A 23638-nucleotide genomic window follows, 5' to 3' on the forward strand; every position below is an offset into this window, starting at 1 on the left:
GCCCAGCGGTTCATCGCCGTCGGACCGGAAGCCAAGCCGGAAAGCCGCCCGGAACGAGCCGGAGCGGCCCGGCGGCTCAGGCGCGCAGCTGCGCGCCGAGCTCGGCGGCCTTGTCGACGATGGCCTTGCGGATCGCCTCGCTGTCCTCGGCGGACAGGGTCTTGTCGGGCGAACGGAACACCACCGCGAAGGCGAGGGACTTCTTGCCCTCACCCACCTGCTCGCCGGTGAACACGTCGAACAGTTCGATGGATTCGAGGTTCGCGCCGGCGGCCTCGCGCACCACGCCTTCGAGCTGGGCGGCGGTCACCGTGTCGTCCACGGTGAAGGCGAGGTCCTGCTTGACGGGCGGGAACGTGGAGATCGGCTTGGCCTGCACCGGCTTGCCGTCGAGCGTGGCGAACAGCGCGGTGAGGTTCAGCTCGAACGCGGCGGAATGCTCGGGGAAGCCGAGCGCCTCGTTGACGTGCGGGTGGAGCTCGCCGACGAAGCCGACGAACGTGCCGGCGGCGGTCACGCGGGCGAAACGGCCCGGATGCCACTGGGCGGGCACGTCGGCGGCGGCCGGCTGCTCGAGCTCGATGGCGGCGCCAAGACGGTCGGCGATGCGGTGCACGGCCTCGACCGCGTCGGACCAGTCGACCGGACGCTTGCCGCCCAGCCAGCCGGTGTTCTCGGCGAGACCGGTCAGGATGCCGGCCACGTGGTCCGGCTGGTCGGGCAGGCCGGCGTCGAGCGCGGCGAGCTGCTCGGGCGTGGGCTTCACGCCGCCGGGCAGCGCCGGGATAGCGGGCGCGTCCGGGTTCCACAGGTACACGTGGCCGAGCTCGTAGAGCGACACGTTCTCGATGCCGCGGCGGATGTTGCGCTGCACGGTCGTGGCGAGCGTGGGCAGGATGTGGCGGCGCAGGTACGGGCGGTCGCCGTACAGCGGGTTCGCGATCTCGACGCTGACCTTCTTGGTGGCCTCCGCGTCGTAGCCGAACGCCTTGTAGTCGTTGTCGCCCACGAACGGGTAGCTCAGGGCCTCCACCATGCCGTACTCGGCAAGCTCGTCGGCGACGCGGCGACGGCGCAGCTGGTCGGCGGTCAGGCCGACCGTGCCCTCGACCGGTGCCGGCGGCACGGTGACGGGGATCTCGTCGTAGCCGACGAGGCGCGCGACCTCCTCGACCAGATCGCACGGCTCGTTCAGGTCCGGGCGCCAGGTCGGCGGGGTGACGGAGAATTCGCCGTTGCCGCCGCCGGCCACGGTGCAGCCGATGTCGGTGAGGATGTCGGAGATGGCGTTGACGCCGGTGTCGAGGCCGGCGACGCGCTTCACCTCGGAGGCCTTGAAGTGGATGGCCTTGCGGCGGACCGTGTTGTTCACGTCGGTCGGATGCTCGCTGGCCTCGCCGTCGCCGTACTTGATGAGCAGGTCGGCGGCCATCTGCGCGGCGGCCGGCTGCAGCTGGTAGTCGACGCCGCGCTCGAAGCGGCGGGACGCCTCGGACGGGATCTTGTGGCGGCGGGCGGAACGCGCGATGGACACCTGGTCGAAGTGCGCGGCCTCGAGCAGGATGTTCTTCGTCTCCGCGGTCACCTCGCCGTACAGGCCGCCCATCACGCCGGCGAGACCGATGATGCGCGAGGCGCGCTGGCCGTTCGGCGAATCGGTGATGAGCAGGTCCTCGGGGCTGAGCTCGTGCTCCTTGCCGTCGAGGGTGACGAGCTTCTCGCCCTCGTTCGCGCGGCGCACGACGATCGGGCCTTCGAGCTTGTCCAGATCGTAGGCGTGCATCGGCTGGCCGAGGTCGAGCATCACGTAGTTGGTGACGTCCACGGCGAGCGAGATGGAACGCACGCCGGCGCGGATGAGACGACGGCGCATCCAGTTCGGCGTGCGCGAGGACGGGTCGAAGCCGCGGATGGCGCGCGCGTAGTAGCGGTCGCAGCCGGGCACGCCGTGGATCGGGTTGTCGTCGTCGATCTCGACCTGCACGTCCGGCACGGTGCCGGAGGCCTCGCCGGCGGCGACGGGCACGCGGGCGTTGAGCTCCTTGACCGGATCCGTGTACGCGGCGCCGGTGGAGTGGTGGTATTCGCGGGCCACGCCGCGGTAGGACAGCGTGTAGCCGCGGTCCGGCGTGATGTTGATCTCCAGCAGCGGCTGGTCGAGGTGCAGCAGGTGTATCGCGTCGTCGCCGGGCTTCAAGGCCTCGTACTCCTCGGGAGTGAAGCCGTAGTGGCGCAGCAGGATGATGCCGTTGTGGTCGTCGCCGAGGCCGAGCTCACGCTCGGAGGCGCACATGCCGTTGGAGATGTGGCCGTACGTCTTGCGCGGCTCGATGCGGAAGTCGCCGGGCAGGACGGCGCCCGGAAGCGTCACGACGACCTTCTCGCCGGCGGCCATGTTCGGCGCGCCGCAGATGATGCCGCGCGGCACCTTGTTGCCGTTCTCGTCGGTCTCGTTGTATTCGTCGCCGACGTCGACATGGCACCAGTTGATGATCTTGCCGTTCTTCTGCGGCTCCGGCGTGGCGTCGACCACGTAGCCGACGACGATCGGGCCGGTCACCTGGGAGGCGTGGATCTCCTCCTCCTCGAGGCCGACCTTGACCAGGTCCTTGGCGAGCTGCTCGTAGGTGAGGTCGGACGGAACCTCGACGTGCTCCTTGAGCCAATCGATATCAACCATAGGCATGGGTAATCACTCCCCCATCACAAACTGTTCGGCGAAACGCACGTCGCCCTCGACGAGGTCGTGCATGTCGTTGATGTCGGAACGCAGCAGCAGCGTGCGCTCCATGCCCACGCCGAACGCGAAGCCGGTGTATTCGTTCGGGTCGATGCCCGCGGACTTGAGCACGTTCGGGTTGACCATGCCGCAGCCGCCCCATTCGAGCCAGCCCGGGCCGCCCTTCTTGTCGGGGAACCACAGGTCGAGCTCGGCGCTCGGCTCGGTGAACGGGAAGTAGCTCGGGCGCAGGCGGGTCTTAGCCTCCGGGCCGAACATGGCGACGGCGAGCTTGTCGAGCACGCCCTTGAGGTCGGCCATGGTCAGATGCTTGTCGACGGCGAGCGCCTCGCACTGGTGGAACACCGGGGTGTGGGTGGCGTCGAGCTCGTCGGTGCGGAACACGCGGCCCGGAGAGGCGATGTACAGCGGCACGCCGCGCGACAGCAGGGCGCGCACCTGGTCGGACGAGGTCTGCGTGCGCACGACCATGTTGGAGCCGACGAAGCCGGCGGCGTCCTTCGCCTGGTTGCCCTTCACGTAGAAGGTGTCCTGCATCTGGCGGGCCGGATGGTCCGGTCCGAAGTTGAGGGCGTCGAAGTTGTACCATTCGGCCTCCACTTCGGGGCCGGCGGAGATCTGCCATCCCATGGAGATGAAGAAGTCCTCGACGTCCTCCATGAGCTTGGCGAGCGGGTGGCGCGCGCCGAGCGGCTTGCGCGCGACCGGCAGCGTCATGTCGACGGTCTCGGCGGCAAGCGCGGCGGCCTCGGCGGCCTCCTTGAGCTCCTTCTCCTTGGGGCCGTAGGCGCGGCCGAAGTCGGCGCGCAGCTTGCCCATGAGCTTGCCTGCGTCCTTCTTCTGGTCCTTGGGCAGTGCCCCGATGGCCTTGCTGGCCTGCGTCATCGCCGAGTCGGCTCCGGCGTATTCGCTCTTGATGGCCTTCAATTCCTCCAGCGTGGAGGCGTTCTGGATTTTCGCGATGCCTTCGGCGACCGCATCGGTCACCGCTTGCGCATCGAATAGCGCTTCTGCCACGAGCACCCTTTCCTTTATATCTGCTTCACTGACGTGCATTGCACGTGGGGAGACACGCGAAAACGCACGTTTCCCAAGCGTTGTCCAACATCACATTGTCACGGTATGACTCGACATGGCCGCCCGGTTCCATCACGTGGTCGCGGGGCGGCCGGCACGTGACCGGCATGCGACCGACACATGGCCGGCACGTGACCGGCGCGTGCCGTGCGTCTCAGCGTCCGCTCATGGCGAGGCTCATGAGCATGACCGCGGCGGACGTGCCGAGGTTCAGCGATTCGGCCTTGCCGTACAGCGGGATGGACACGATGCGGTCCATGCGCTCCAGGATGGCGGCGGGCAGTCCCCGCGCCTCGTTGCCGAACAGCACGGCGTCGCCGCGCACGCCCTTCGCGCCGCTTTTCGCGCCGTCCGCGCGTTCGGCGAGCATGTCGGGCAGCGATTCGGGCTTGCGTTCCGGCGTGCCGTACACGTCGGCGGCGATGGTGGCGAGGTCGTCGCGTTCCATCCACTTGAGGAACGTGCCGGTGTCCATGCGCAGCACGGGGATGTGGAACAGGGAGCCGGCGGTCGAACGGATGACCTTCGGGTTCAGCGGGTCCACGCATTCGTCGACGAACACGACCGCGTCGCAGCCGGCGGCGTCCGCGGCGCGGATCACGGTGCCCGCGTTGCCGGGGTCGCGCACCTGCCAGAACGCGGCGATGAGCGGGCGTTCGGAGAGGCGGACGGCGGAGATCTCCGTGTGGAGCGTCTCGATGTCGCCCACGGCGACGATGCCCTGCGCGTCCTTGCTGATCTTGGCCATCACCTCGCGCGTGACGTGGTGCACGTAGATCGGCGTCTTGCGCGATTCCTGCGACTTGTCGACGATCGAGGCGATCGTCTCGGAGACGTACGGTTCGCCGTCGGGGTCGACGTCGATCGCGACGTACAGGTCGCTCACCACGTCGGGACGCCACGCGACGGCCTCGCGCACGGACTGCGGCCCTTCGATGAGGAAGCGGCCGGAACGTTCGCGGCCCGCCGGGCGCGCGAGTCCGGCGACGCGCTTGATTCGGTCGGATTTCGGATTGTCGATCACTGCATGGTTGATGGGCATGCCCCCACCCTACCGTCACGCCTACCGCGCGGCGGCGCACGCGCATACACGCGTCTCGACTGCAGTGGACGTCACGCGCCTTGGAAGGAGAAGTGCCAGTTGCCGGTGGCGACGGCGACGCCGAGCGCGATGAACGGGATCACGAAGCAGATCGCGCAGAACACCGCGTCGATCGGATGCAGGCGCGAGACGCGCGCCGCCGAGCGCGGTCCTTCGCCGCCGAAACCGCGCGCCTCCATCGCGGTGGCGAGTTTCGTGGCGCGACGGATCGACAGGACCAGAAGACCGAACGCCTGCGAGAACGCACGCTGGATCGCGTTGCCGTCGCCGAGACCGCGCGAACGGCGCGACAATCCCAACGCACGCCAATCATCCTGCAGCAGCGTGAACATGCGCATGCCGGCGAGACCGCCGTACACGAACCGGGGCGAGAGGTGCAGGATCTGCACGAGGCCGTCGGCCAGATCGGTCGGGTCGAGGCCGAGCGCGAGCACCACGCCGGGCACGGCGATGGCGAGCACGCGCAGGAACGTGGCGCAGGCGAGATACACGGAGCCTTCGGACACGACGATCCAGCCGGCGGTCCACAGGATCTCGCCGGACGTGCGGCCGTAGAGCAGCACGGAGATGAAGCCGCCGACCGCGGCGATCCATACCGGCCACGTGCTGCGGCAGACGCGGATCGGGTCGACGCCGCCGATCCACAGCAGCGCGACCTCGAGTCCCAACGCCACGGACGCGGAGACCACGTCGAAGCTCACGAACATCGGGATGCACAGCAGCAGCGCGCCGATGATGCGCGTCACCGGGTTCACCTTCGCGATGAACCACGAGGGCGATGCGGGCCGCGCCGGCTCCTTGCGCGCGCTCGGCGGCGAGACCAGAACGATGTCGCTCATACTACAGTCACTCCCCTGCGAATCCGAACATGATGCGGCGCGCGCCGAGCGCCTTGACGAGCGCCTCGTCGTGCGTGACGATGATGACCGCGGAACCCTGGTCGCGCACCTTGGCGATGAGGTCGACCATCTCGGTCCACGTGGTGAAGTCCTGGCCGAAGGTCGGCTCGTCCATGACGAGGATCTTCGGCGCGCCGGCCAGCATGGAGGCGACGGACAGTCGCCGCTTCTCGCCGCCGGACAGCGTGTACGGGTTGGCTTTGGCGAACCGCGAGAGGTTCATGCGTTCCAGCATTTCGTCGGCGATCGCGTACGCGCGCGCCTCGTCGGCGCCCATCGATTTCGGCCCGATGGCGACCTCGTCGCGTACGAGCGCCGCGGCGAACTGGTGTTCCGGCTCCTGGAAGACCATGCCGATGCGGCCGAGCAGTTCGCGGCTCCTCCACTTGTCCGGCTCGTCGCCGCGTGCGCCTTCGGCGATGTCGGCGCGCACGCGCACATGCCCGGCGAGCGGCTTCAGGAGTCCGGCGAGCGTCAGCGCGAGCGTGGATTTTCCGGCGCCGTTCGGCCCCATCAGGGCCGTCACCTCGCCGGCGAAGAATTCGAGATCGATATGCTCGCCGAGCGGGAATTCGCGGCCGAAGCTCAGGTCCTCGGTGACGAGCGCGGGTTCGCGGACGTCCGCGCGTGCGCGCGTCGGCGCGCGGTCCGGGATCGCGCGTCCCGGCACCCATGCGCCGCCTCGCGCGAGCAGATCGCCGTACTCGCCGAACACCTCGTCCGGTCTTCCGTCGGCGATGACGCCGCCCACGTGCGAATCCGGGTCGGGATGGCCGATGACGATGACGCGGTCGATCAGGTCCATCCACACGTCGATGTGGTGTTCGACGACGACCATGGTCTGTCCGGTGCGTTCGAGCACGTCGCGCACCGCGTCGTGCACTTCGCGCACGCCTTCCGGGTCGAGGTTGGCGGTCGGCTCGTCGAGCAGCAGGAGTCCCGGCTGCATGGCGAGCACGCCGGCGAGCGCGAGACGCTGCCGCTGCCCGCCGGACAGGTGGCGCGTGGACCGGTCGAGGTCGATGTCCTTCAATCCGACCAGGTCGAGCGATTCGCGTACGCGCTGCCACGTCTCGTCGCGTGGGACGGCGAGGTTCTCGCAGCCGAAGGCCGCGTCGTCGCCCACGCGTTCGAGGATGATCTGCGAATCCGGGTCCTGCAGCACGAGGCCGGCCTTGCCGCGGGCGATGCCGGCCTCGACGCCGTCGATGGTGAGCGAGCCTTCCTGCTCGCCTTCGTCGGATCCGCCGAGCACGCCGGCCAGTCCGGCCATGAGCGTGCTTTTGCCCGCCCCGGAGGCGCCGAGGAGCAGCACGTGCTCCCCTGGGCGGATGTCGAAGTCGAGCCCGCGCAGGGCGAAGTCCTTGCGCGTGGCGTGACGCCATCCCCAATCCTTCGCCTCGACGCGGGCGGGCGTGATGCGCATCAGACGCGCGCCTCGGCGCGGCCGGAGGCGAAGCGGTCGAGCACGCCGGTGGCGGCGATCGCCTTGTGCAGCGCCCACATGAGCGCGCCGGCGATGATGACGCCGGAGATGATGGAGCCGACGAGGTACCAGCTGACGCGCATCGCGTTCCAGCCGGGGTTGGTCATCCAGTAGTAGGCCCAGCAGGCGACGCCGGCGAGAGCGCCGGACAGGATGGTGGTGCCGATGTTCCACTGCTTCCACGCGAAGATCGCGAAGGCGATCTCGGCGGCGAGGCCCTGCATGATGCCGACGATGAGCGAGCCGCCGACGCCCCACTGGTTGCCGAGCGTGAGCTCGAGGAACGCGGCGAGGGTCTCGGCGAAGAGGGCGGCGCCCGGCTTGCGCACGATGATGGCGGCGAGCGGGCCGGCGAACAGCCAGAATCCGTTGAGCAGGCCTTCGAAGCCGGGGGTGACGGCCTCGAACAGGGCGAGCGGGGCGGCGCAGACGACGTCCCAGCCCCAGAAGATGACGCCGGATGCGACGGCGATGATGGCGGCGACGACGATGTCGACGACGCGCCACTTGTAGTTGGTCTTGGCGACGGTTTCGGCCATGGTGATGTGCCTTTCTCTGTGCTTCCTTCTCAAGGCACGGGTGGAGGACAGTTCCGTGGTCGGCATTGCCCGTCCACGTTCCATCGGTCGGGACCCGTTGCGGCCCCCTCTCAGCCGCCCCAAGGCAGCTCCCGTGTCAGCCCTCCACCATAAACGACATGGCTGACGAGATGTCTTTCGCGAAACCGACACACTACCGCATCCGTGTATAGCGAGCACCGGGCAGTGACACTATGTTTGACGGCACGTCATCGCTCATGATGGCAATAGCAAAGGAGCACGATATGCATAAGAAGACGCTGTCCGCGTGCATTGTCGCATTGCTGACACTAGGAGCATTCTCCATTACGCAGACTTCCTATGCCGGAGAATCGGCGATACAGACACGCTGCGATTTCTATGATCAAGGACAGTGCTACGACCATTGGATACCGACCCGAGACTCCTGCTATCGAATTAACGATAGAGGGGGCACACCTTGGCAAGTCGCCGCATGTGCGGCAAAATTCGGAATCGGAAGCCGAGGGTGATTTCATGAACGGTCTGGCCATCGCTTCGATTTCCGCCTTGGTATTTACAGTCATCGCAATTGCATGCATCTCTGTCCAACACCATCTGGATAAGAAGGCATCCAGACTATCAAAGGGCACATCCGAAGACAGGATGCTGGCTGAGAGCCTACATGATGTCTCACACCAAATGGATACCGGCAAATACCTTTATCACCATCTATGATGTCATTCACGACATCATATGACAAACGCCGGGTTCCTTTTCAAGCCTCTTAGCGAAAAGGAACCCGGCATATTCAGGAAAGGGGATTTGACTCATGAAATTTACGGGCATGCTATTGGCGATAATTCTGACGTTCCCCAGTTGCCCGGCATTCGTTTCCCTCACGGCGTCCGTCGACGAAATGCAGCCATATGCACAATGCATTCCCCTCCCATGGTGGCATTGCAAGCCCGTTCATAGGGGATAGCAGGCGTGCAGCAAGATAGCACCACGATGCCATCTAATACCATGACGGAAATAGCCATCGTCGACAACGACGCACGTTCTTTGGATTCCTTACACCGGCTCTTGACTGAACGTCTACCGACAACCCGTGTCATATGGATGGCCCAGTCAGCCAAGGAAGCGATGCTTCTGACCAAGACGCATGCTCCTTCCTTGCTGCTGCTGGACATGTCGCTGGAAGGAGTTCAGGGGACCAGCGCGTGCAGGCGCATACGGAAACGGTCCCTTGACTTCCCTATTCTCGCGATGACGAGTTTCTCGCTGAACCTGTATGAGGCGAAAGCGAAAGCCGCCGGTGCACAGGGACTGGTCAGCAAGAATACCGAAGACGACCTCGTCACCGCCATCGACTCGGTAATCCGCAACGGTTCGATGACGGGCTTCGAATCACGGCAGCTCGCGCACATCCGTCTGATGAATGAGACGGATCACCATCAACGGCTCACGTTGCGGGAGGAGGAAATCATCAACCTGTGTGCGGATGAGAGACTGCTCGATACCGAAATCGCCGGCAGACTCGGCATTTCGGAGGCGACCGTGCGCAAACATATGCAGCACATCATGCAGAAACTCGGAGCGCGGACGGCGCGTCAGGCGGTGGCGATATGGCTTTCACCACGTGGCTGAGCCTCGGGAAGGCACCAACACCTTTGATTCCCCCGCTAAAGGCACGTGTCGCCCTCTCATCGGCCTTCTCGTCGTTGCTCATCATCCAATGGGCGTACAATCCCCCGTCCGGCGGAATCGCATTGGCCCTCTCGCTCATGCAGGAGGCCTTGCTCATCGGCACCAGCATCCTGCCTCTGCCATCCTCCGTAGCACTCATCGTCATCGACGGTCTGACGACGGTCTGTTCCAACGGCACGGGTCCCACGTCCACGTTCAGCGTGCTGTACGCGTTGGGATTGTTGGCGTATATGACCTCCGACCGCATGGCGGCGGCGATGACCATCACGATGATCCTGTTGCAGGTGGTCTACACCGGACTCCCGAACGGCTGGAACGTCGACTGGTATGTATCCATATCCCTCATACCGTTCAGCGTCATGGCGTCACTCGTCGGGAGATCGCTGCGTTGGCGAGAGGACGGATTCAGACGACAGGTGAAACTCGCCCAAGCGGAGGACGATCTACGCCAAGCAGCATTCACCGCGCGTGCCGCCCAGCGTATGCATGACGCCGTCACCGGGGAATTGTCGCTCATCGCACGCATGGCCCAACGTCATATCAGAGCAGGCGGCAACGATATCGACGATTGGCGTCAGATCAATGAGTCGGCGCTCAATGCGCTGGACAATACGCACAAGGTCGTCGATTCCCTCAACGAATGGGACCACGGCATCCATGGCACGACGTCCTCGAATACGGAAGCGTTTGCCGATCGCCTTCATCGGGTTTTGGACGACAACGACAGACGCATAAACCGTCTCGGTTTCGAAGGCGGGAGCGTCCTCGGCATCGATGACGACCCCGCCCCGATGGACGAAGAGCGGATGGCCCTCTGCACCGGATTCATCGGCGAACTCTACGCCAATATCATCAGGCATGCGAAACGGGAGTCATATGAGGTTTCCGTCGTATGGAACGGCAACGGCATCGAAATCACCACGTCCAACGCATTGTCCGACGAGGAACTGCCACGGCATGGGCAGGGAATGACATACTACCGACGTGAAATCGAACGCATCGGCGGCACCTTCGTCACGGGGCGACTGGATGACGGCACATGGTATTCGTTCGCGGCCATTCCCCCACAATCCCATGGTCGGGACCAGCAAAGCTGATCCCGACCGATTCCAAGGAAATGGAGAATGTCACCTACCGAGCTTGTCGAGCAGGAGGGCCTCGGTGATGACGTTGTTCTTTAGGCCGGACAGCGAGATGGACTCGTTGGGGCTGTGCGCGTTGGCCTTCGGATCCTCCGGGCCGGTGACGAGCACCTGCGCCTCGGGGAAGATGCGCTGCAGTTCGGGGATGAACGGGATGGACCCGCCTTCGCCCTTGTTGATCGGGGCGACGCCGAACGCCTCCTCCATCGCCTCGAGCGCGTCCTTGGTGGCGACCGCGTCCGGATCCATGCCCCAGCCCATGCCGTTCTCCAGCTTGGTCACCTCGACCTCGGCGCCGAACGGCGCGTGGGTTTCGAGGTACGCGGCGAGCGCGGCCTGCGCCTCTTCGGGACGCTGGTTCGGCGCGGTGCGCAGGGACAGGCGGAAGCGGGTCTCGGGGCTGATCACGTTGAACGAGCCGTCGACCGGGTGCGCGTCGAAGCCGATGACGGTCAGGCTCGGCTTGGTCCACAGGCGCGAGGCGAGCGAGCCGGTGCCGGCGAGCGCGTAGGAGTCGACGACGCCGGCATCGGCGCGCACGGACGCCTCGTCGAGGTCGCGCTGGAGGCCGCCGATCGGCTCCTCGGCGGCGACGCCGGGCACGGCGAGGTCGCCGTTCGCGTCGTACAGGGAGGCGATGAGCATCGCGGCGAGCGTGTTCGAGTCGAGAATCGGCCCGCCGTACTGTCCGGAGTGGACCGGGTGCTTCAGTCCGCGCACGGTCACGTCCACGCAGGTGTTGCCGCGAAGCGAGGTGGTCAGGGACGGGATGTCCGCCGACCAGTTGCCGGAGTCGGCGACGATGATGACGTCGGATTCGAACTCGGCCTTGTGTGCCTCGATGAACGGGATGAAGCTCGGGGAGCCCATCTCCTCCTCGCCTTCGATGAACACCTTGACGTTGACCTTGAGGTCCTGGCCAAGCGCCTTCAACGCGCCGGAGTGGATGGCGATGCCGCCGCCGTCGTCGGCGGAGCCGCGGCCGTAGAGGCGGCCGTCGATCTCGGTGCCGACGAACGGGTCGGTGTCCCATGCGGACGCGTCCGGCACGGGCTGCACGTCGTGATGCGCGTAGAGGAGCACGGTGGGCGCGGACTCGTCGACGATGCGCGAGCCGATGACCTCCCACGCGCCAGGCGTGCCGTCCGGGTTCGAGGACTGGACGACCTTCGCGTCGACGCCGACCTCGCACAGCTGGTCGGCGACGAATTCGGCGGACCGCTTCATATGCTCGCCGGTGATGCCCTCCGCGGACACGGACTTCAAGGCGATCTTGCGGTTGAGGACGTCGACGATGCGCGTCCAGTCGGATTCCACGCGGGCGCGGACCTCGTCGGGGGTAAGCCTGGCCATGTGCCTCTCCTTATATATAGGTGTCGTACAGTCACGCACGGTCGGCGCATCCGGCCGCGACCGGCCTCCCGGCCTTGTTTTGGTGCCGTTTCGCCGCCCTGCGCGCGTCTAGACGTCACCGTAACCTGCAAGCATGACATGGAACCCGTTGAAGAAGAAGGAATCCGCGCAGGAGCCGGTCGGGGAAGCGACCGAGCAGCCTGCGAAGCCGGTGAAGAAGGACCGTACGAAGAACGCGCCCACCCCGAAGATGAAGCAGGCGCAGGCCGCCGGCGTGCGTCCGCTGGTGCCGACCGACCGCAAGGCGAGCGCGAAGGCCGCGAAGGCGAAGCTGCGCGAGCGTGAGAACGCCGAATACGAGGCGATGCAGAAGGGCGACATCAACCACATGCCGAAGGCGGAGCGTCTGCCGTGGCGCATCTACATCCGCGACTACGTGGATGCCCGCTTCAACATCGGCGAGTTCTTCATCCCGGTGGCATTCGTCATCCTCATCGGCTCGATGATCGTCACCTCCGTCTCCCAGAACCAGACCGCCTCGATGATTATGATGCTGCTCATGTACGTGTACCTGGCGGCCGTGGTGCTCGACGTGTGGCTCATGTGGCGCAAGCTCAAGAAGAAGCTCGTCGCCAAGTACGGCGAGCGCGCGGTGGCGAAGGGCTCGCGTTCCGCGTCCTACGCGTGGAGCCGCGCCATCCAGGTGCGCCGCTGGAGGCTTCCGAAGCCGCGCGAGAAGAAGCGCGGCCACTTCCCGGAGTGATATGCACCCGACGGACTGACGAGGGGTGGATGGGCTGATGCCCGTCCACCCCTCATTGTTGTTGTCTACCCCTCAGTCAGCTTCGCTGACAGCTCCCCTGCAAGGGGAGCCGAAGACGATATCCGTTTGTCAGCTCCTCGGTCGGCTTCGCTGCAAGGGGAGCCGAGGGCCGTGCGTCTATCATGGGCACCATGACTGAACAATTTGACATCGCGATCATCGGCGCGGGACCCGGCGGATACTCGGCGGCATTGCGGGCCGCGGAACTCGGCAAGTCCGTCGCCCTCATCGAACGTGACGCGACGCTCGGCGGCACGTGCCTCAACCGCGGATGCATCCCGTCGAAGGCGCTCATCACCGCCACGCACACCATCGACACGGTACGTCGTGCCGCCGAACTCGGCGTGCAGGCGCACGTGGACGGCATCGACTACGGCACGCTGCGCGACTACCGCGTGCACGTGGTCGAAACGATGACCGGGGGCCTGGCCGCCCTGCTCGCGCACCGCGGCGTCACCGTGTTCCACGGTGCGGCCACCGACCTGCGCGAAATCGCCGGAACCGCCGACGCCGCGGCCGGAGCGAACCTCGCCGTGACCGTCACCGGCGACCCGGTCGAACGCTTCCGCAAGGCGGAGGCCGCCGAACCGATGGACCCGACCGTCGTCATCGAGGCCGGCGACGTGATCCTCGCGACCGGCGCCTCGCCCCGCCCCCTGCCGGGCATCCCGTTCTCCGGCGCGCTCATCGACTCCACGCAGGCGCTGGAACTCGACGAGTTCCCCGCCTCCGCCGTAATCGTCGGCGCGGGCGCGATCGCCATCGAATTCGCGTCCATGTGGAACGCGGCCGGCGTGGACGTGACGCTCCTCATCCGCAAGGACCGCGTGCTGTCGGGCTGGAACCGGCGCACCGCGACGACGCTGACGCGCGAACTGACGCGCCAAGGCGTGAAGGTCGTCAAGGGCACCGCCGTGACTCGGGTGGACGTCGGCGCGAACCTCGGCGCGACCGTCCACTACACGCAGAACGGCGGCGAAGAACAGCAGGCGTGGGGCGAGATCGCGCTGGCCGCAATCGGCCGCGACCCGAACACCCGGTTCGACTGGCTCGCCCGCGCTGGAGTCACGCTCGACGACCATGATTACGTCACGTGCGACGCGCTGGGACGCACGCATGCGCCGCACGTGTGGGCGGTGGGCGACATCGTCGCCGGCCACGCGCTCGCACACCGCGCGTTCGAGCAGGGCGTGACGGTCGCCGAGGCGATCGCCGGGCTCGACCCGAAACCGGTGGACGAGACCACCGTGCCGCAGATCGTGTTCTCCCACCCGGAGGCGGCGTGCGTGGGCCTGACAGGTCAGGAGGCGACCGCCGACCCGGACCTCAACGACGTCAAGGAGACCACGTACCCGATGCTCGGTAACGCGCGCATGCTGATGAGCGGCGTCGGCGGCGCGATGACGGTCGTCAGCGGCGAACGCGCGGACAGGCCGGACGTGCCGGTCGTGCTCGGCGTGCACATCGTCGCGCCCGTCGCCTCGGACCTGATCGCCGAGGCGGAGCAGCTCGTCGGCAACCGGGTGCCGCTCGCCGAGGCCGCGCGGCTCATCCACCCGCATCCCACGTTCAGCGAGACGCTCGGCGAGGCGCTGCTCAAGGCGGACGGCCGCCCGCTGCATACGCGCTGACCGCGTGCATGCGTGCCCCGCGGCGCACGCCACGCCACGGGGCACGCATGCTGGTAGAATCGACGGCCAGTATGCGCAAATCCGACTCCAAGCGAGGGAAGAATGGCTGACAAGGACGAGAAGAAGCCCAAGAAGAACAGCACGATCAAGCAGATCATCCAGATCTTCAAGTTCACCTACAAGGACGACAAGCAGCTGCCGTGGCTGTGCGGCGGCGCGTTCGTCGCCCCGATCGTGCTGGCCGTCATCCTCGGCGTCGTGATGCAGTGGATGTGGCTCACCTGGATCCTCACCATCATCGCCGCCGTCATGCTCGGCGTCCTGCTCGCCACGATGACGCTCACCAACCGCGCCGACAAGGTCGGCTACAAGCAGCTGGAAGGCCGTCCGGGCGCTGCGGTCAGCGTGCTGAGCAACATGACCAAGGCCGGCTTCACCTTCCCGGAGCAGCCCGTGTGGGTGGACGCCCGCACCAAGGACGCGATCTGGCGCGGCACCGGCTACAACGGCATCTACCTGCTCGGCGAAGGCTCCCACGACCGCATCAAGCGCCAGATGGACCGTCAGGAGCATGAGATCAAGGGCGTGACCGCAGGCTCCTCCATCCCCGTCTACCGCATCATCATGGGCGACGGCTCCAACGGCACCACGCGCCTGCGCGACCTGCGCAAGACCATCACGCACAAGAAGAGCTACGTGCCGTCCAACCACTCCAACAAGTTCATGGCCGCCATCCACCCGCGCCGCCGCTTCATCCTCACCAAGGAGGAGCTGGCCATCCTCAACGACCGTCTGCGCACGCTGCAGGCGAAGCGCGGCTACGGCATCCCGAAGGGCGTCGACCCGAACCGCATGCAGAAGGTCAGCCGCCGCGCCATGCGCGGACGCTGACGCCACGCGGCGCTTCCCGAGCCACGGGCCCCGATCGTCACCGACGACCGGGGCCTTCGCATATCCGGACGCGTCCGCGTTCTGGACGCTCGCGCGGCGGCCGCTCCCGTCGCACGCCTCCGGCGAACCGCGCCAACGCAACGATTGACGGTTCCCGTTACCAGTCACGAAACATTCTCGTAACCGAAGTTTCGAGCGCGCGAAACGCGCGTTCCTATGCTTTTACCCTGTAAGTCATTTCGATAAAAGGAGCGATCGTGGCTGAGAACAAGATCTTCGCCCATACGCCGGAAGAGGCCGAAGCCCTCATCAACAAGGAAGGCGTCGAGTACGTCTCCGTCCGTTTCACCGATCTGATCGGCGTGCAGCAGCACTTCACCGTTCCGGTCAGCGAGTTCCTGGACAACGCGTTCACCGACGGCATGCCGTTCGACGGCTCGTCCGTGCAGGGCTTCCAGGCCATCAACGAATCCGACATGAAGCTGGTCCCGGACGTGACCACCGCCTTCATCGATCCGTTCCGCAAGCACAAGACCCTGGACGTCTCCTTCTCCATCGTCGACCCGCTGACCGATGAGCCGTACTCCCGCGACCCGCGTCAGGTCGCCGGCAAGGCCGAGGCCTACCTGAAGTCCACCGGCATCGCCGACACCGCGTCCTTCGCGCCGGAGGCCGAGTTCTTCATCTTCGACAAGGTCCGTTACGAGAACTCCGCCCAGCGCTCCTTCTACGAGGTGGACTCCATCGAGGCCCCGTGGAACACCGGCGTCGACACCGAAGAGGACGGCACCCCGAACATCGGCTTCAAGAACCGCGTCAAGCGCGGCTACTTCCCGGTCCCGCCGATTGACCACAACCAGGATCTGCGCGACGACATGGTCGCCAACCTGCAGAAGGTCGGCCTGCAGCTCGAGCGTTCCCACCACGAGGTGGCGGGTGCCGGCCAGCAGGAGATCAACTACCGCTTCAACACGCTGCAGCACGCCGGCGACGACCTGATGAAGTACAAGTACGTCGTCCACGAGACCGCCGCCCTCGCCGGCAAGTCCGTGACCTTCATGCCGAAGCCGATCGCCGGCGACAACGGCACCGGCATGCACTGCCACCAGTCCCTGTGGAAGGACGGCAAGCCGCTGTTCTACGATGAGCAGGGCTACGGCGGCCTGTCCGACATCGCCCGCTGGTACATCGGCGGCCTCATCAAGCACTCCTCCGCGGTCGTCGCGTTCACGAACCCGTCGCTGAACTCGTTCCACCGTCTGGTCCCGGGCTTCGAGGCCCCGGTCTCGCTGGTCTACTCGGCCCGCAACCGTTCCGCCGCCATCCGCATCCCGCTGGCCGGCACCTCCCCCGCCTCCAAGCGCATCGAGTTCCGCGCCCCGGATCCGTCCTGCAACCCGTTCCTGGCCTTCTCCGCCCAGATGATGGCCGGCCTCGACGGCATCCTGAACCACATCGAGCCGCCGGCTCCGGTCGACAAGGACCTCTACGAGCTGCCGCCGGAAGAGCACGCGAACATCAAGCAGGTGCCGAGCTCCCTCGGCGAGGCGCTGAACGCCCTCGAGGAGGACAACGACTTCCTCACCGCCGGCGACGTGTTCACCCCGGATCTCATCGAGACCTGGATCGAGCTGAAGCGCGACGAGATCGACCAGGCCCGCCTGGCCCCGACCCCGCTCGAGTACGAGCTCTACTACCACATCTGATTCTTGCCGAATCGCATGTGCAAGACCCCGCGGTCCACACGGATCGCGGGGTCTTCCCGTTTCCGGGAATCTCGGGAATCTTCAGGCGGCGGATTCCCCAGGTTCCGACCGAAGCCCGCCGCAAGCGGCTATGATGGGAACTGCACAGACCCCGACGGCGCATGGATGCGTTCGGCGGGGCACGAATCGGAGTCCCGGCTCGGGAATCCGACCGACGAGAAGGGAACATACGATGACCGACAACAACCAGGCACCCCAGCCGCAGAATCCTTACGGTCAGCCGGAATACGGCGCGGCCGCCCCGCAGACGCAGCCGACGCAGCCCGCGCAGCCGCCCCAGCCCCAGTATGGCGCTCCCGCCCCCGCATACGGCGCGCCGCAGCAGAACCCGTACGCCCAGCCGGCTCCCGGCTACGGCGCGCAGCAGCCCGCCTACGGCCAGCCCGCCGCCGGCTACGGCTATGGTGCCCCGCAGCAGGCGCCGTACGGCGCTCCGGCCCCCGGATACCCCGCCCCGCAGCCCGTCGAGGAGAAGGGCTCGTTCGGCTGGGCCGTCCTCGGCTTCCTCATCCCGCTCATCGGCCTCATCCTGTTCCTCGTGTGGAAGGATTCCAAGCCCGGCGACGCGAAGATGGCCGGCATGGGCGCGCTCGTCTCCGTGATCGTCAGCGTGCTCCTGTGGCTGCTGCTCGTGATCATCGGCGTCATCGCCGGAGTGTCGTCGAACTTCGCCGTACTGCTGTGACGTGACGCGCTGACGCGATCCATCCGCATCGTGGGCGTGGGATGCCTCCCGAATCGGGGATTCATCCCGCGCCCACGTTTCGTATCACGCCATGTCCGCAACGCCGCGGGGAACGCGCCGTCACGGGCGTCACGCGTCTACAATCGCATCCTGAGGAGAGGATAACCGTGGCAGACAACGACAAGACCATTGAGAACGGGAAGACCAAGGCAGGAGCGGCGGTGAAGGCCGCTTTGGCGGCGAACATCGGCGTGGCGCTCGCGAAGTTCGCGGCGGCCGCGTTCACCGGATCGTCGTCCATGTTCTCCGAATCCGTGCATTCGGTGGCGGACTGCGCGAACGAGATCGTGCTGATGATCGGCGACCGGACCTCCGACCACAAGTCGGACGGCGACCATCCGTTCGGGTTGCACCGCATCAAATATCTGGCGAGCTTCATCGTGGCGACGCTCCTGTTCTTCGTCGGCGGCGTGTTCGCCGTCTCCCAGGCGGCGTCCAAGCTCACCGGGCTCATCGACGGCTCCCTGCCGCGCGAGGCGGAGCCCATCGAGCTCGTCGCCGCACTCGTCGTCGTGGGCGTCTCCGCCTGCCTGGAAGGCTACGGCCTGCACACGTCCATCCACGAGGCGCGTGAACGCATGAAGCGCGTCAAGGTGGAGAGCGATTCGCTGGTCAAGTTCTGGCGCCGCACCAAGTCCGCCGAACTCGCCTCCGTGATGATGGAGGATACGCTCGCGCTGATCGGCCTCGCGTTCGCAGGTCTCGGCATCGGACTGTCCATCGCGACCGGCGACGAACTCTATGATGCGATCGGCGGCCTCATGGTCGGCCTCGTGCTGGTGTGCGGCTCGGCGGCGCTCGCGTTCAAATCCGGTTCGCTGCTCATCGGCGAGGACATCGACCCGCGTACCCGCGAGATGCTGGTCGAGGCGGTCGAGGGCACGCAAGGCGTGAACCGGCTCATCAACATGCAGGCCATCCACATGGACGAGGACGCGGTGCTGCTGTGCATCAAGGTCGAGACCGACAAGTTCGACCGCGACTACGACGTACAGACCGTCGACAAGATCGAGACGAGCATCCGCACCGCCCTGCCGTGGTATGAATGGGAGATCTACGTCGAACCGGATATCTGGCGCGCCCAGCACTGAACCGCGACCGATCATCCGTCGACACCCTCGAAAGGACCATATGATGACCAACGACGACCAGCAGCCGCAGACGCCCTACGGCCAGGAGACGCCATCACAACCGGAGTACGGCGCGCAACAGCCGTACCAGCCAAACCCCGGATATGAGGCCCGGCAGCAGACACCGAACTATGGGTACGCCTCCACCTACGGGCAGCCCCAATACGGCCAATCCCCGTACGCCCAGCCCCAGTACGGCCAGCCCGCCTACGGATACGGGCAAACGCCGTACGGGCAGCCCGGCTATGGCTATGGCTATGCGATGACCGATTCCGACCGGACCATGCGTCTGGTCGCCTTCGTGCTCAACCTCGTCACCACCATCCTCACGGGCTGGCTGATCATCCCGCTCGCCTGGGAGATTCCCATGACCGTCCACAGCTGGGGCGTCTACAAGGGCACCAAGGCCAACACCACCGCCTTCGCCGTCTGCGACCTGATCTTCCTCAATATGGTCGCCGGCATCCTGCTGCTCCTCAGCACGAAGGAGGCCTGACCCGTCCGGCACATCCCCACCGGTCCCTTCCGCGTCCGGGTAGAATCGATGCGGAAACCATCGGACACGGCCAAGGCGGGGATATGACGGACGAGCAGCTTGCATGGGATTTCGACGCGATGACGGCCGGCGACGGCGCATCCGGCGACACGACGCCGACCATCGTCGCCGACGAGGGCATTACGCATCTCGCGCCCGGAAGCGAGGCGTGGATCGCCGCCCTGACCCCCACCGACGCGGACGCGACCCGTCTCGACCATCTCGACGTCGACACGCTGAACGCGGAGAACGCGGCGCGCCTGTGGGCGCGCGTCGCCGCGTGGGTGGAATCCGACCAGATCGCCTACTACATCGACGACGCGCCGGTTTCCTCCGATGCCGCCTATGACGCGCGACTGCGCTGCCTGCAACGATTGGAGGCCGCGTTCCCCGCGCTCGACAACCCGCAGAGCCCCACGCACCGGGTGGGCGGCACGTTCTCGAACGATTTCACGTCCGTACGCCATCCGAGCCGCATGATGAGCCTCGACGACGTGTTCTCCATCGAGGAACTCAGGGACTGGTACGACTCGGTCATCCGCGACCTCGACTGGCCGGAGGGCAAAAAGCTGCCGATGAGCTGCGAGGTGAAGATCGACGGCCTCGCATTGAACCTCATCTACCGCAACGGCGTGCTGGAACAGGGGCTCACGCGAGGCGACGGCGTGACCGGCGAGGACATCACCCTGAACGTGCGCACCATCGGCTCCATCCCCGCGAACCTGGGCGGCGAGAAGGACGACATCCCCGAATTCGTGGAGATCCGCGGCGAGGTGTTCATGCGCTGGGACGACTTCCACGAGCTCAACCGCGAGCAGGAGGACGCGGGCCGCGCACCGTTCGCGAACCCGCGCAACGCGGCCGCCGGCTCGCTGCGCCAGAAGGACCCGCGCATCACCGCCACCCGTCGTCTGAGCTTCTATGCGCACGGCCTCGGCACGCTGCGCTGGGGCGCGAACGCCGCCGGGAAGCACGACCAGGTCGACGACCAGTCGGAGGCGTACGCCCTCTACGAGAAGTGGGGCGTGCCGGTCTCGCCGCACAACCGCACCGTCACGTCGTTCAGCGAGATCCTCGCGATGATCGACTACTACGGCGAACACCGCGGCGACATCGAACACGCGCTCGACGGCATCGTCGTCAAGGTGGACGACCTCGCATTGCAGCGCACGCTGGGCGCGACCTCGCGCGCGCCGCGCTGGGCCATCGCGTACAAGTACCCGCCGGAGGAGGTCAACACCGAACTGCTCGACATCACCGTGCAGGTGGGCCGCACCGGCCGCGTCACCCCGGTCGCGATCCTCAAGCCCGTGTACGTGGCCGGTTCGACGGTCGCCCGCACCACGCTGCACAACCCGTCCGAGGTGAAGCGCAAGAACGTGCTCATCGGCGACACGGTCGTCGTGCGCAAGGCGGGCGACGTGATTCCGGAACTCGTCGGGCCCGTGCTGGAACGCCGCAAGGGGCGTGAAGGCGAACTGCGCGAGTTCGTCATGCCGGAGCATTGCCCCTCGTGCGGCGCGAAGCTCGCGCCCGCCAAGGAGGGCGACAAGGATATCCGCTGCCCGAACGTGGAAAGCTGCCCGGCGCAGCTGACCGAACGCGTGATCTCGCTCGCCTCGCGCAAGGCGTTCGACATCGAGCATCTGGGCGACCAGTCGGCGATCGCGCTCACGAACCCGGAGGAGAACCGCCCCGATTCGGTCGCGACCTACGCGCCGAACATCACCGAAATCCTCGTCAAGCCCGGCGAGGAGCCGGAACCGTACGAGCCGGTCGAGGGACTGGAACTGCCCCAACGCCAGACACCGGTGCTGTCCAGCGAGGCCGGACTGTTCGCGCTGACCGCCGCCGACCTGCGCGACGTGCGCGTGTGGCGTGAGGCGCCGATCATCGAGATCCACGAGACCGTCGGCGCGAACGGGCGCAAGAAGAGGACCCGCAAGCGCGTGGGCGGTTCCGGACTGTGGCATCAGGTGCCCGCGTTCTGGACGGCCCCCGCGCCGGCGAAAAAGCTCACCGCCAAGCAGCTGGCGACGCGCGCCGGCGCGGAGACGACCGCCGACGACGTGACCGTGACCGCATACCCGGACTACGACGTGCCGGCCGACGCGGTCGTCGTGCGTGTCGAGCATAAAAAGACGCGTGCCGGCGAGACCGACGTGCCGGTGGTCGTCCGCCCTGGCGAGAACACGCGCAAGATGTTCGACGAGATGGACAAGGCGCGTCACGCCGACCTGTGGCGTGTGCTGGTGGCATTGTCGATTCGCCGGCTCGGTCCGCCGACCGCGCGGCTCATCGCCTCGTCGCTCGGCTCGCTCGACGCGATCGAAGAGGCGAGCGTCGACGAGCTCACGCAGATCGACGGCGTGGGCCCGGAGATTGCCGAATCGGTGGTGCACTGGTTCACTGCCGCGAAGGAGCCCGGTGACTGGCGCGGCGAGACGCTGCGCGCGTGGCGTGCCGCCGGCGTGGGCGTCGCGGCCGCCGAGAAGAGCACGCTGCCGCAGACGCTCGCAGGCAAGACGGTGGTCGTCACCGGTTCGCTGGAAGGCTATTCGCGTGACTCCGCGAAGGAGGCGATTCTCGAACGCGGCGGCAAGGCGGCCGGGTCCGTCAGCAAGAAGACCGATTACGTGGTCGTCGGCGCGAACGCCGGCTCCAAGGCCACGAAGGCCGAGGAGCTCGGCATCCCCATGCTCGACGAGGCCCAGTTCCACATCCTGCTGGAGACCGGCGAGGTCTGATGCTTTCGGGCTCCCTCTGACGAGGGAGCTGGCCCGCGCAGCGGGACTGAGGGAGAGACCAACGAGGTCCGACTCTGGCATGGCGGACGTTCGCACGCTACGCTGGTGTGCGGCATAACGACGATACGGCGACAAGAGGAGGACGCGTTGACGGACAGCAGGCACATCGAGGCGGCGATCTACGAGAGGCTGAGCAAGGTCATCGATCCGGAGCTGGGGCGTTCGGTCACGGACCTGGGCATGATCGCGGCGATCGACGCGACGCCCGCCGCCGCACAGAACGGCGGCGACGGCAACGGCGGCGACAGCACCGCGGCCGGCGCGCGAGACGCCTACGACGTGACCGTGCACGTCGAACTCACCGTGCCCGGCTGCCCGCTGAGCGAGACCATCACAAACCAGATCAACGGCGCGGTCGCCTCCTATCCGGACGCGGACCTCACCCCGCATATCGAGGTCGGTTCGATGAGCCGCGACAAACTCGACGACCTCGTCGCCGGACTCAAGGCGGAACGCAAGCAGAACCCGTTCAACAAGCCGGGCGTCAAGACCCGCATCTTCGCAATCGCCTCCGGCAAGGGCGGCGTCGGCAAATCGTCGGTCACCGCGAACCTGGCCGCCACGTTCGCCGCGCTCGGCTACGACACGGCCGCCATCGACGCGGACATCTACGGCTTCTCCCTGCCGCGCCTGTTCGGCGTGCACACGCAGCCCACGAACCTGAACGGCATGCTGATGCCCGTCACCGCGTGGGGCGTCAAGCTCATCTCGATCGGCATGTTCGCCGGCGCGGACCGCGCGATCCTGTGGCGCGGGCCGCGCCTGCAGCGTTCGCTCGAACAGTTCCTGTCCGACGTGTGGTGGGGCGAACCGGACGTGCTGCTGCTCGACCTCGCCCCCGGCACCGGCGACATGGCGATCTCGGTGGCGCAGGCGCTGCCCAACGCGGAGCTCGTGGTCGTGACCACGCCGCAGCCGAGCGCGTCCGACGTGGCCGTGCGCTCGGGTCTCGTCGCGCTGCAGGTGCCGATGAAGGTGCGCGGCGTCGTGGAGAACATGAGCTTCTACGAGCACAAGGGCGAGAAGCTGGAGATCTTCGGTCATGGCGGCGGCGAGCGCGTGAGCGAGCAGCTGACCGAGGCGCTCGGCTACGACGTGCCGCTGATGGCGCAGCTGCCGCTCGAGCCGGAGCTGCGCGAGACCGGCGAGGCGGGCCGCCCGGCCGTGCTGGACGCGGACGGCGCGCTCAGGACGGACGGCGTCGGCGCCGAGTTCAAGGCGCTGGCCGAGCGGCTGATGGCCGCGTGACCCGTTCGCTCAGCCGC

18 protein-coding genes are annotated in these 23638 nt (G+C 66.7%); 11 read left to right on the top strand and 7 right to left on the bottom strand.

What is annotated here, in order from left to right:
• Positions 1–76: 76 nt before the first annotated feature.
• The 6 genes from pheT to AC1AYN_RS08010 all read right to left on the bottom strand — a co-directional run bounded on the left by pheT (position 77) and on the right by AC1AYN_RS08010 (position 7843).
• Entirely contained in the window at positions 77–2686 is a 2610-nt protein-coding gene (gene pheT / locus AC1AYN_RS07985) for a phenylalanine--tRNA ligase subunit beta (protein ID WP_476532847.1), read from the bottom strand.
• Positions 2687–2692: 6 nt separating this feature from the next.
• A complete protein-coding gene (pheS, locus tag AC1AYN_RS07990) occupies positions 2693–3796 on the bottom strand; it encodes a phenylalanine--tRNA ligase subunit alpha (RefSeq protein ID WP_101621642.1) in 1104 nt (367 codons plus the stop codon).
• Between the two features lie 175 nt (positions 3797–3971).
• A complete protein-coding gene (locus tag AC1AYN_RS07995) occupies positions 3972–4859 on the bottom strand; it encodes a TrmH family RNA methyltransferase (RefSeq protein ID WP_476502081.1) in 888 nt (295 codons plus the stop codon).
• A gap of 71 nt (positions 4860–4930) precedes the next feature.
• Positions 4931–5758, bottom strand: coding sequence for an energy-coupling factor transporter transmembrane component T family protein (locus tag AC1AYN_RS08000; protein WP_476532848.1), 828 nt, complete (start codon positions 5756–5758; stop codon positions 4931–4933).
• Positions 5759–5765: 7 nt separating this feature from the next.
• Positions 5766–7244, bottom strand: a complete 1479-nt coding sequence (locus AC1AYN_RS08005; protein ID WP_476532849.1) for an ABC transporter ATP-binding protein — start codon at positions 7242–7244, stop codon at positions 5766–5768.
• Positions 7244–7843, bottom strand: a complete 600-nt coding sequence (locus AC1AYN_RS08010) for an ECF transporter S component (RefSeq protein WP_034526515.1) — start codon at positions 7841–7843, stop codon at positions 7244–7246. Before AC1AYN_RS08010 ends, AC1AYN_RS08005 begins: the two co-directional genes overlap by 1 nt.
• 1023 nt (positions 7844–8866) lie before the next feature.
• Between AC1AYN_RS08010 and AC1AYN_RS08015 the strand changes: the two genes are divergently transcribed.
• A complete protein-coding gene (locus AC1AYN_RS08015) occupies positions 8867–9490 on the top strand; it encodes a response regulator transcription factor (protein ID WP_476532881.1) in 624 nt (207 codons plus the stop codon).
• Positions 9469–10647 carry a sensor histidine kinase gene (locus AC1AYN_RS08020; protein WP_476532850.1) on the top strand — a complete coding sequence of 393 codons (1179 nt, stop codon included), beginning with the start codon at positions 9469–9471 and terminating at the stop codon, positions 10645–10647. Before AC1AYN_RS08015 ends, AC1AYN_RS08020 begins: the two co-directional genes overlap by 22 nt.
• A 30-nt stretch (positions 10648–10677) precedes the next feature.
• Here AC1AYN_RS08020 and AC1AYN_RS08025 read toward each other — a convergent pair whose 3' ends face one another.
• On the bottom strand, positions 10678–12045 hold the full coding sequence (locus tag AC1AYN_RS08025; protein WP_476532851.1) for a M20/M25/M40 family metallo-hydrolase: 1368 nt from the start codon (positions 12043–12045) through the stop codon (positions 10678–10680).
• A gap of 133 nt (positions 12046–12178) precedes the next feature.
• Here AC1AYN_RS08025 and AC1AYN_RS08030 point away from each other — a divergent pair, with 133 nt between their 5' ends.
• The 9 genes from AC1AYN_RS08030 (at position 12179) to AC1AYN_RS08070 (ending at position 23621) form a co-directional block, all read left to right on the top strand.
• Positions 12179–12808, top strand: coding sequence for a DUF3043 domain-containing protein (locus AC1AYN_RS08030; RefSeq protein ID WP_476502074.1), 630 nt, complete (start codon positions 12179–12181; stop codon positions 12806–12808).
• Between the two features lie 191 nt (positions 12809–12999).
• On the top strand, positions 13000–14499 hold the full coding sequence (locus AC1AYN_RS08035; RefSeq protein WP_476532852.1) for an FAD-dependent oxidoreductase: 1500 nt from the start codon (positions 13000–13002) through the stop codon (positions 14497–14499).
• Between the two features lie 102 nt (positions 14500–14601).
• Positions 14602–15390 (top strand): DUF4191 domain-containing protein, encoded by a 789-nt coding sequence (locus tag AC1AYN_RS08040; RefSeq protein ID WP_476502072.1) that lies wholly within the window; start codon positions 14602–14604, stop codon positions 15388–15390.
• A 257-nt stretch (positions 15391–15647) separates the two neighbouring features.
• Positions 15648–17096 carry a type I glutamate--ammonia ligase gene (gene glnA, locus AC1AYN_RS08045; protein ID WP_051922743.1) on the top strand — a complete coding sequence of 483 codons (1449 nt, stop codon included), beginning with the start codon at positions 15648–15650 and terminating at the stop codon, positions 17094–17096.
• A 232-nt stretch (positions 17097–17328) separates the two neighbouring features.
• Positions 17329–17841, top strand: coding sequence for a hypothetical protein (locus AC1AYN_RS08050; RefSeq protein ID WP_476532853.1), 513 nt, complete (start codon positions 17329–17331; stop codon positions 17839–17841).
• Positions 17842–18008: 167 nt separating this feature from the next.
• The gene (locus AC1AYN_RS08055; RefSeq protein WP_476502070.1) at positions 18009–18992 is read left to right on the top strand and encodes a cation diffusion facilitator family transporter; all 984 of its coding nucleotides are present in this window, start codon (positions 18009–18011) and stop codon (positions 18990–18992) included.
• Positions 18993–19032: 40 nt separating this feature from the next.
• Positions 19033–19527: a hypothetical protein gene (locus AC1AYN_RS08060; protein ID WP_476532854.1), complete on the top strand. Its 495-nt coding sequence runs from the start codon at positions 19033–19035 to the stop codon at positions 19525–19527.
• Positions 19528–19610: 83 nt separating this feature from the next.
• Positions 19611–22313 carry an NAD-dependent DNA ligase LigA gene (gene ligA / locus AC1AYN_RS08065; protein ID WP_476532855.1) on the top strand — a complete coding sequence of 901 codons (2703 nt, stop codon included), beginning with the start codon at positions 19611–19613 and terminating at the stop codon, positions 22311–22313.
• A 147-nt stretch (positions 22314–22460) separates the two neighbouring features.
• A complete protein-coding gene (locus AC1AYN_RS08070; protein WP_476532856.1) occupies positions 22461–23621 on the top strand; it encodes an Mrp/NBP35 family ATP-binding protein in 1161 nt (386 codons plus the stop codon).
• The last annotated feature ends 17 nt before the right edge of the window (positions 23622–23638 follow it).

The sequence above is a fragment of the Bifidobacterium sp. LH_413 genome (genome assembly GCF_056357015.1).

Bases quoted from the DNA above. Each gene is read 5' to 3' on its own strand.
- pheT (WP_476532847.1), bottom strand. From the start codon at position 2,686: ATGCCTATGGTTGATATCGATTGGCTCAAGGAGCACGTCGAGGTTCCG.
- pheS (WP_101621642.1), bottom strand. From the start codon at position 3,796: ATGCACGTCAGTGAAGCAGATATAAAGGAAAGGGTGCTCGTGGCAGAA.
- AC1AYN_RS07995 (WP_476502081.1), bottom strand. From the start codon at position 4,859: ATGCCCATCAACCATGCAGTGATCGACAATCCGAAATCCGACCGAATC.
- AC1AYN_RS08000 (WP_476532848.1), bottom strand. From the start codon at position 5,758: ATGAGCGACATCGTTCTGGTCTCGCCGCCGAGCGCGCGCAAGGAGCCG.
- AC1AYN_RS08005 (WP_476532849.1), bottom strand. From the start codon at position 7,244: ATGCGCATCACGCCCGCCCGCGTCGAGGCGAAGGATTGGGGATGGCGT.
- AC1AYN_RS08010 (WP_034526515.1), bottom strand. From the start codon at position 7,843: ATGGCCGAAACCGTCGCCAAGACCAACTACAAGTGGCGCGTCGTCGAC.
- AC1AYN_RS08015 (WP_476532881.1), top strand. From the start codon at position 8,867: ATGACGGAAATAGCCATCGTCGACAACGACGCACGTTCTTTGGATTCC.
- AC1AYN_RS08020 (WP_476532850.1), top strand. From the start codon at position 9,469: ATGGCTTTCACCACGTGGCTGAGCCTCGGGAAGGCACCAACACCTTTG.
- AC1AYN_RS08025 (WP_476532851.1), bottom strand. From the start codon at position 12,045: ATGGCCAGGCTTACCCCCGACGAGGTCCGCGCCCGCGTGGAATCCGAC.
- AC1AYN_RS08030 (WP_476502074.1), top strand. From the start codon at position 12,179: ATGACATGGAACCCGTTGAAGAAGAAGGAATCCGCGCAGGAGCCGGTC.
- AC1AYN_RS08035 (WP_476532852.1), top strand. From the start codon at position 13,000: ATGACTGAACAATTTGACATCGCGATCATCGGCGCGGGACCCGGCGGA.
- AC1AYN_RS08040 (WP_476502072.1), top strand. From the start codon at position 14,602: ATGGCTGACAAGGACGAGAAGAAGCCCAAGAAGAACAGCACGATCAAG.
- AC1AYN_RS08050 (WP_476532853.1), top strand. From the start codon at position 17,329: ATGACCGACAACAACCAGGCACCCCAGCCGCAGAATCCTTACGGTCAG.
- AC1AYN_RS08060 (WP_476532854.1), top strand. From the start codon at position 19,033: ATGATGACCAACGACGACCAGCAGCCGCAGACGCCCTACGGCCAGGAG.
- ligA (WP_476532855.1), top strand. From the start codon at position 19,611: ATGACGGACGAGCAGCTTGCATGGGATTTCGACGCGATGACGGCCGGC.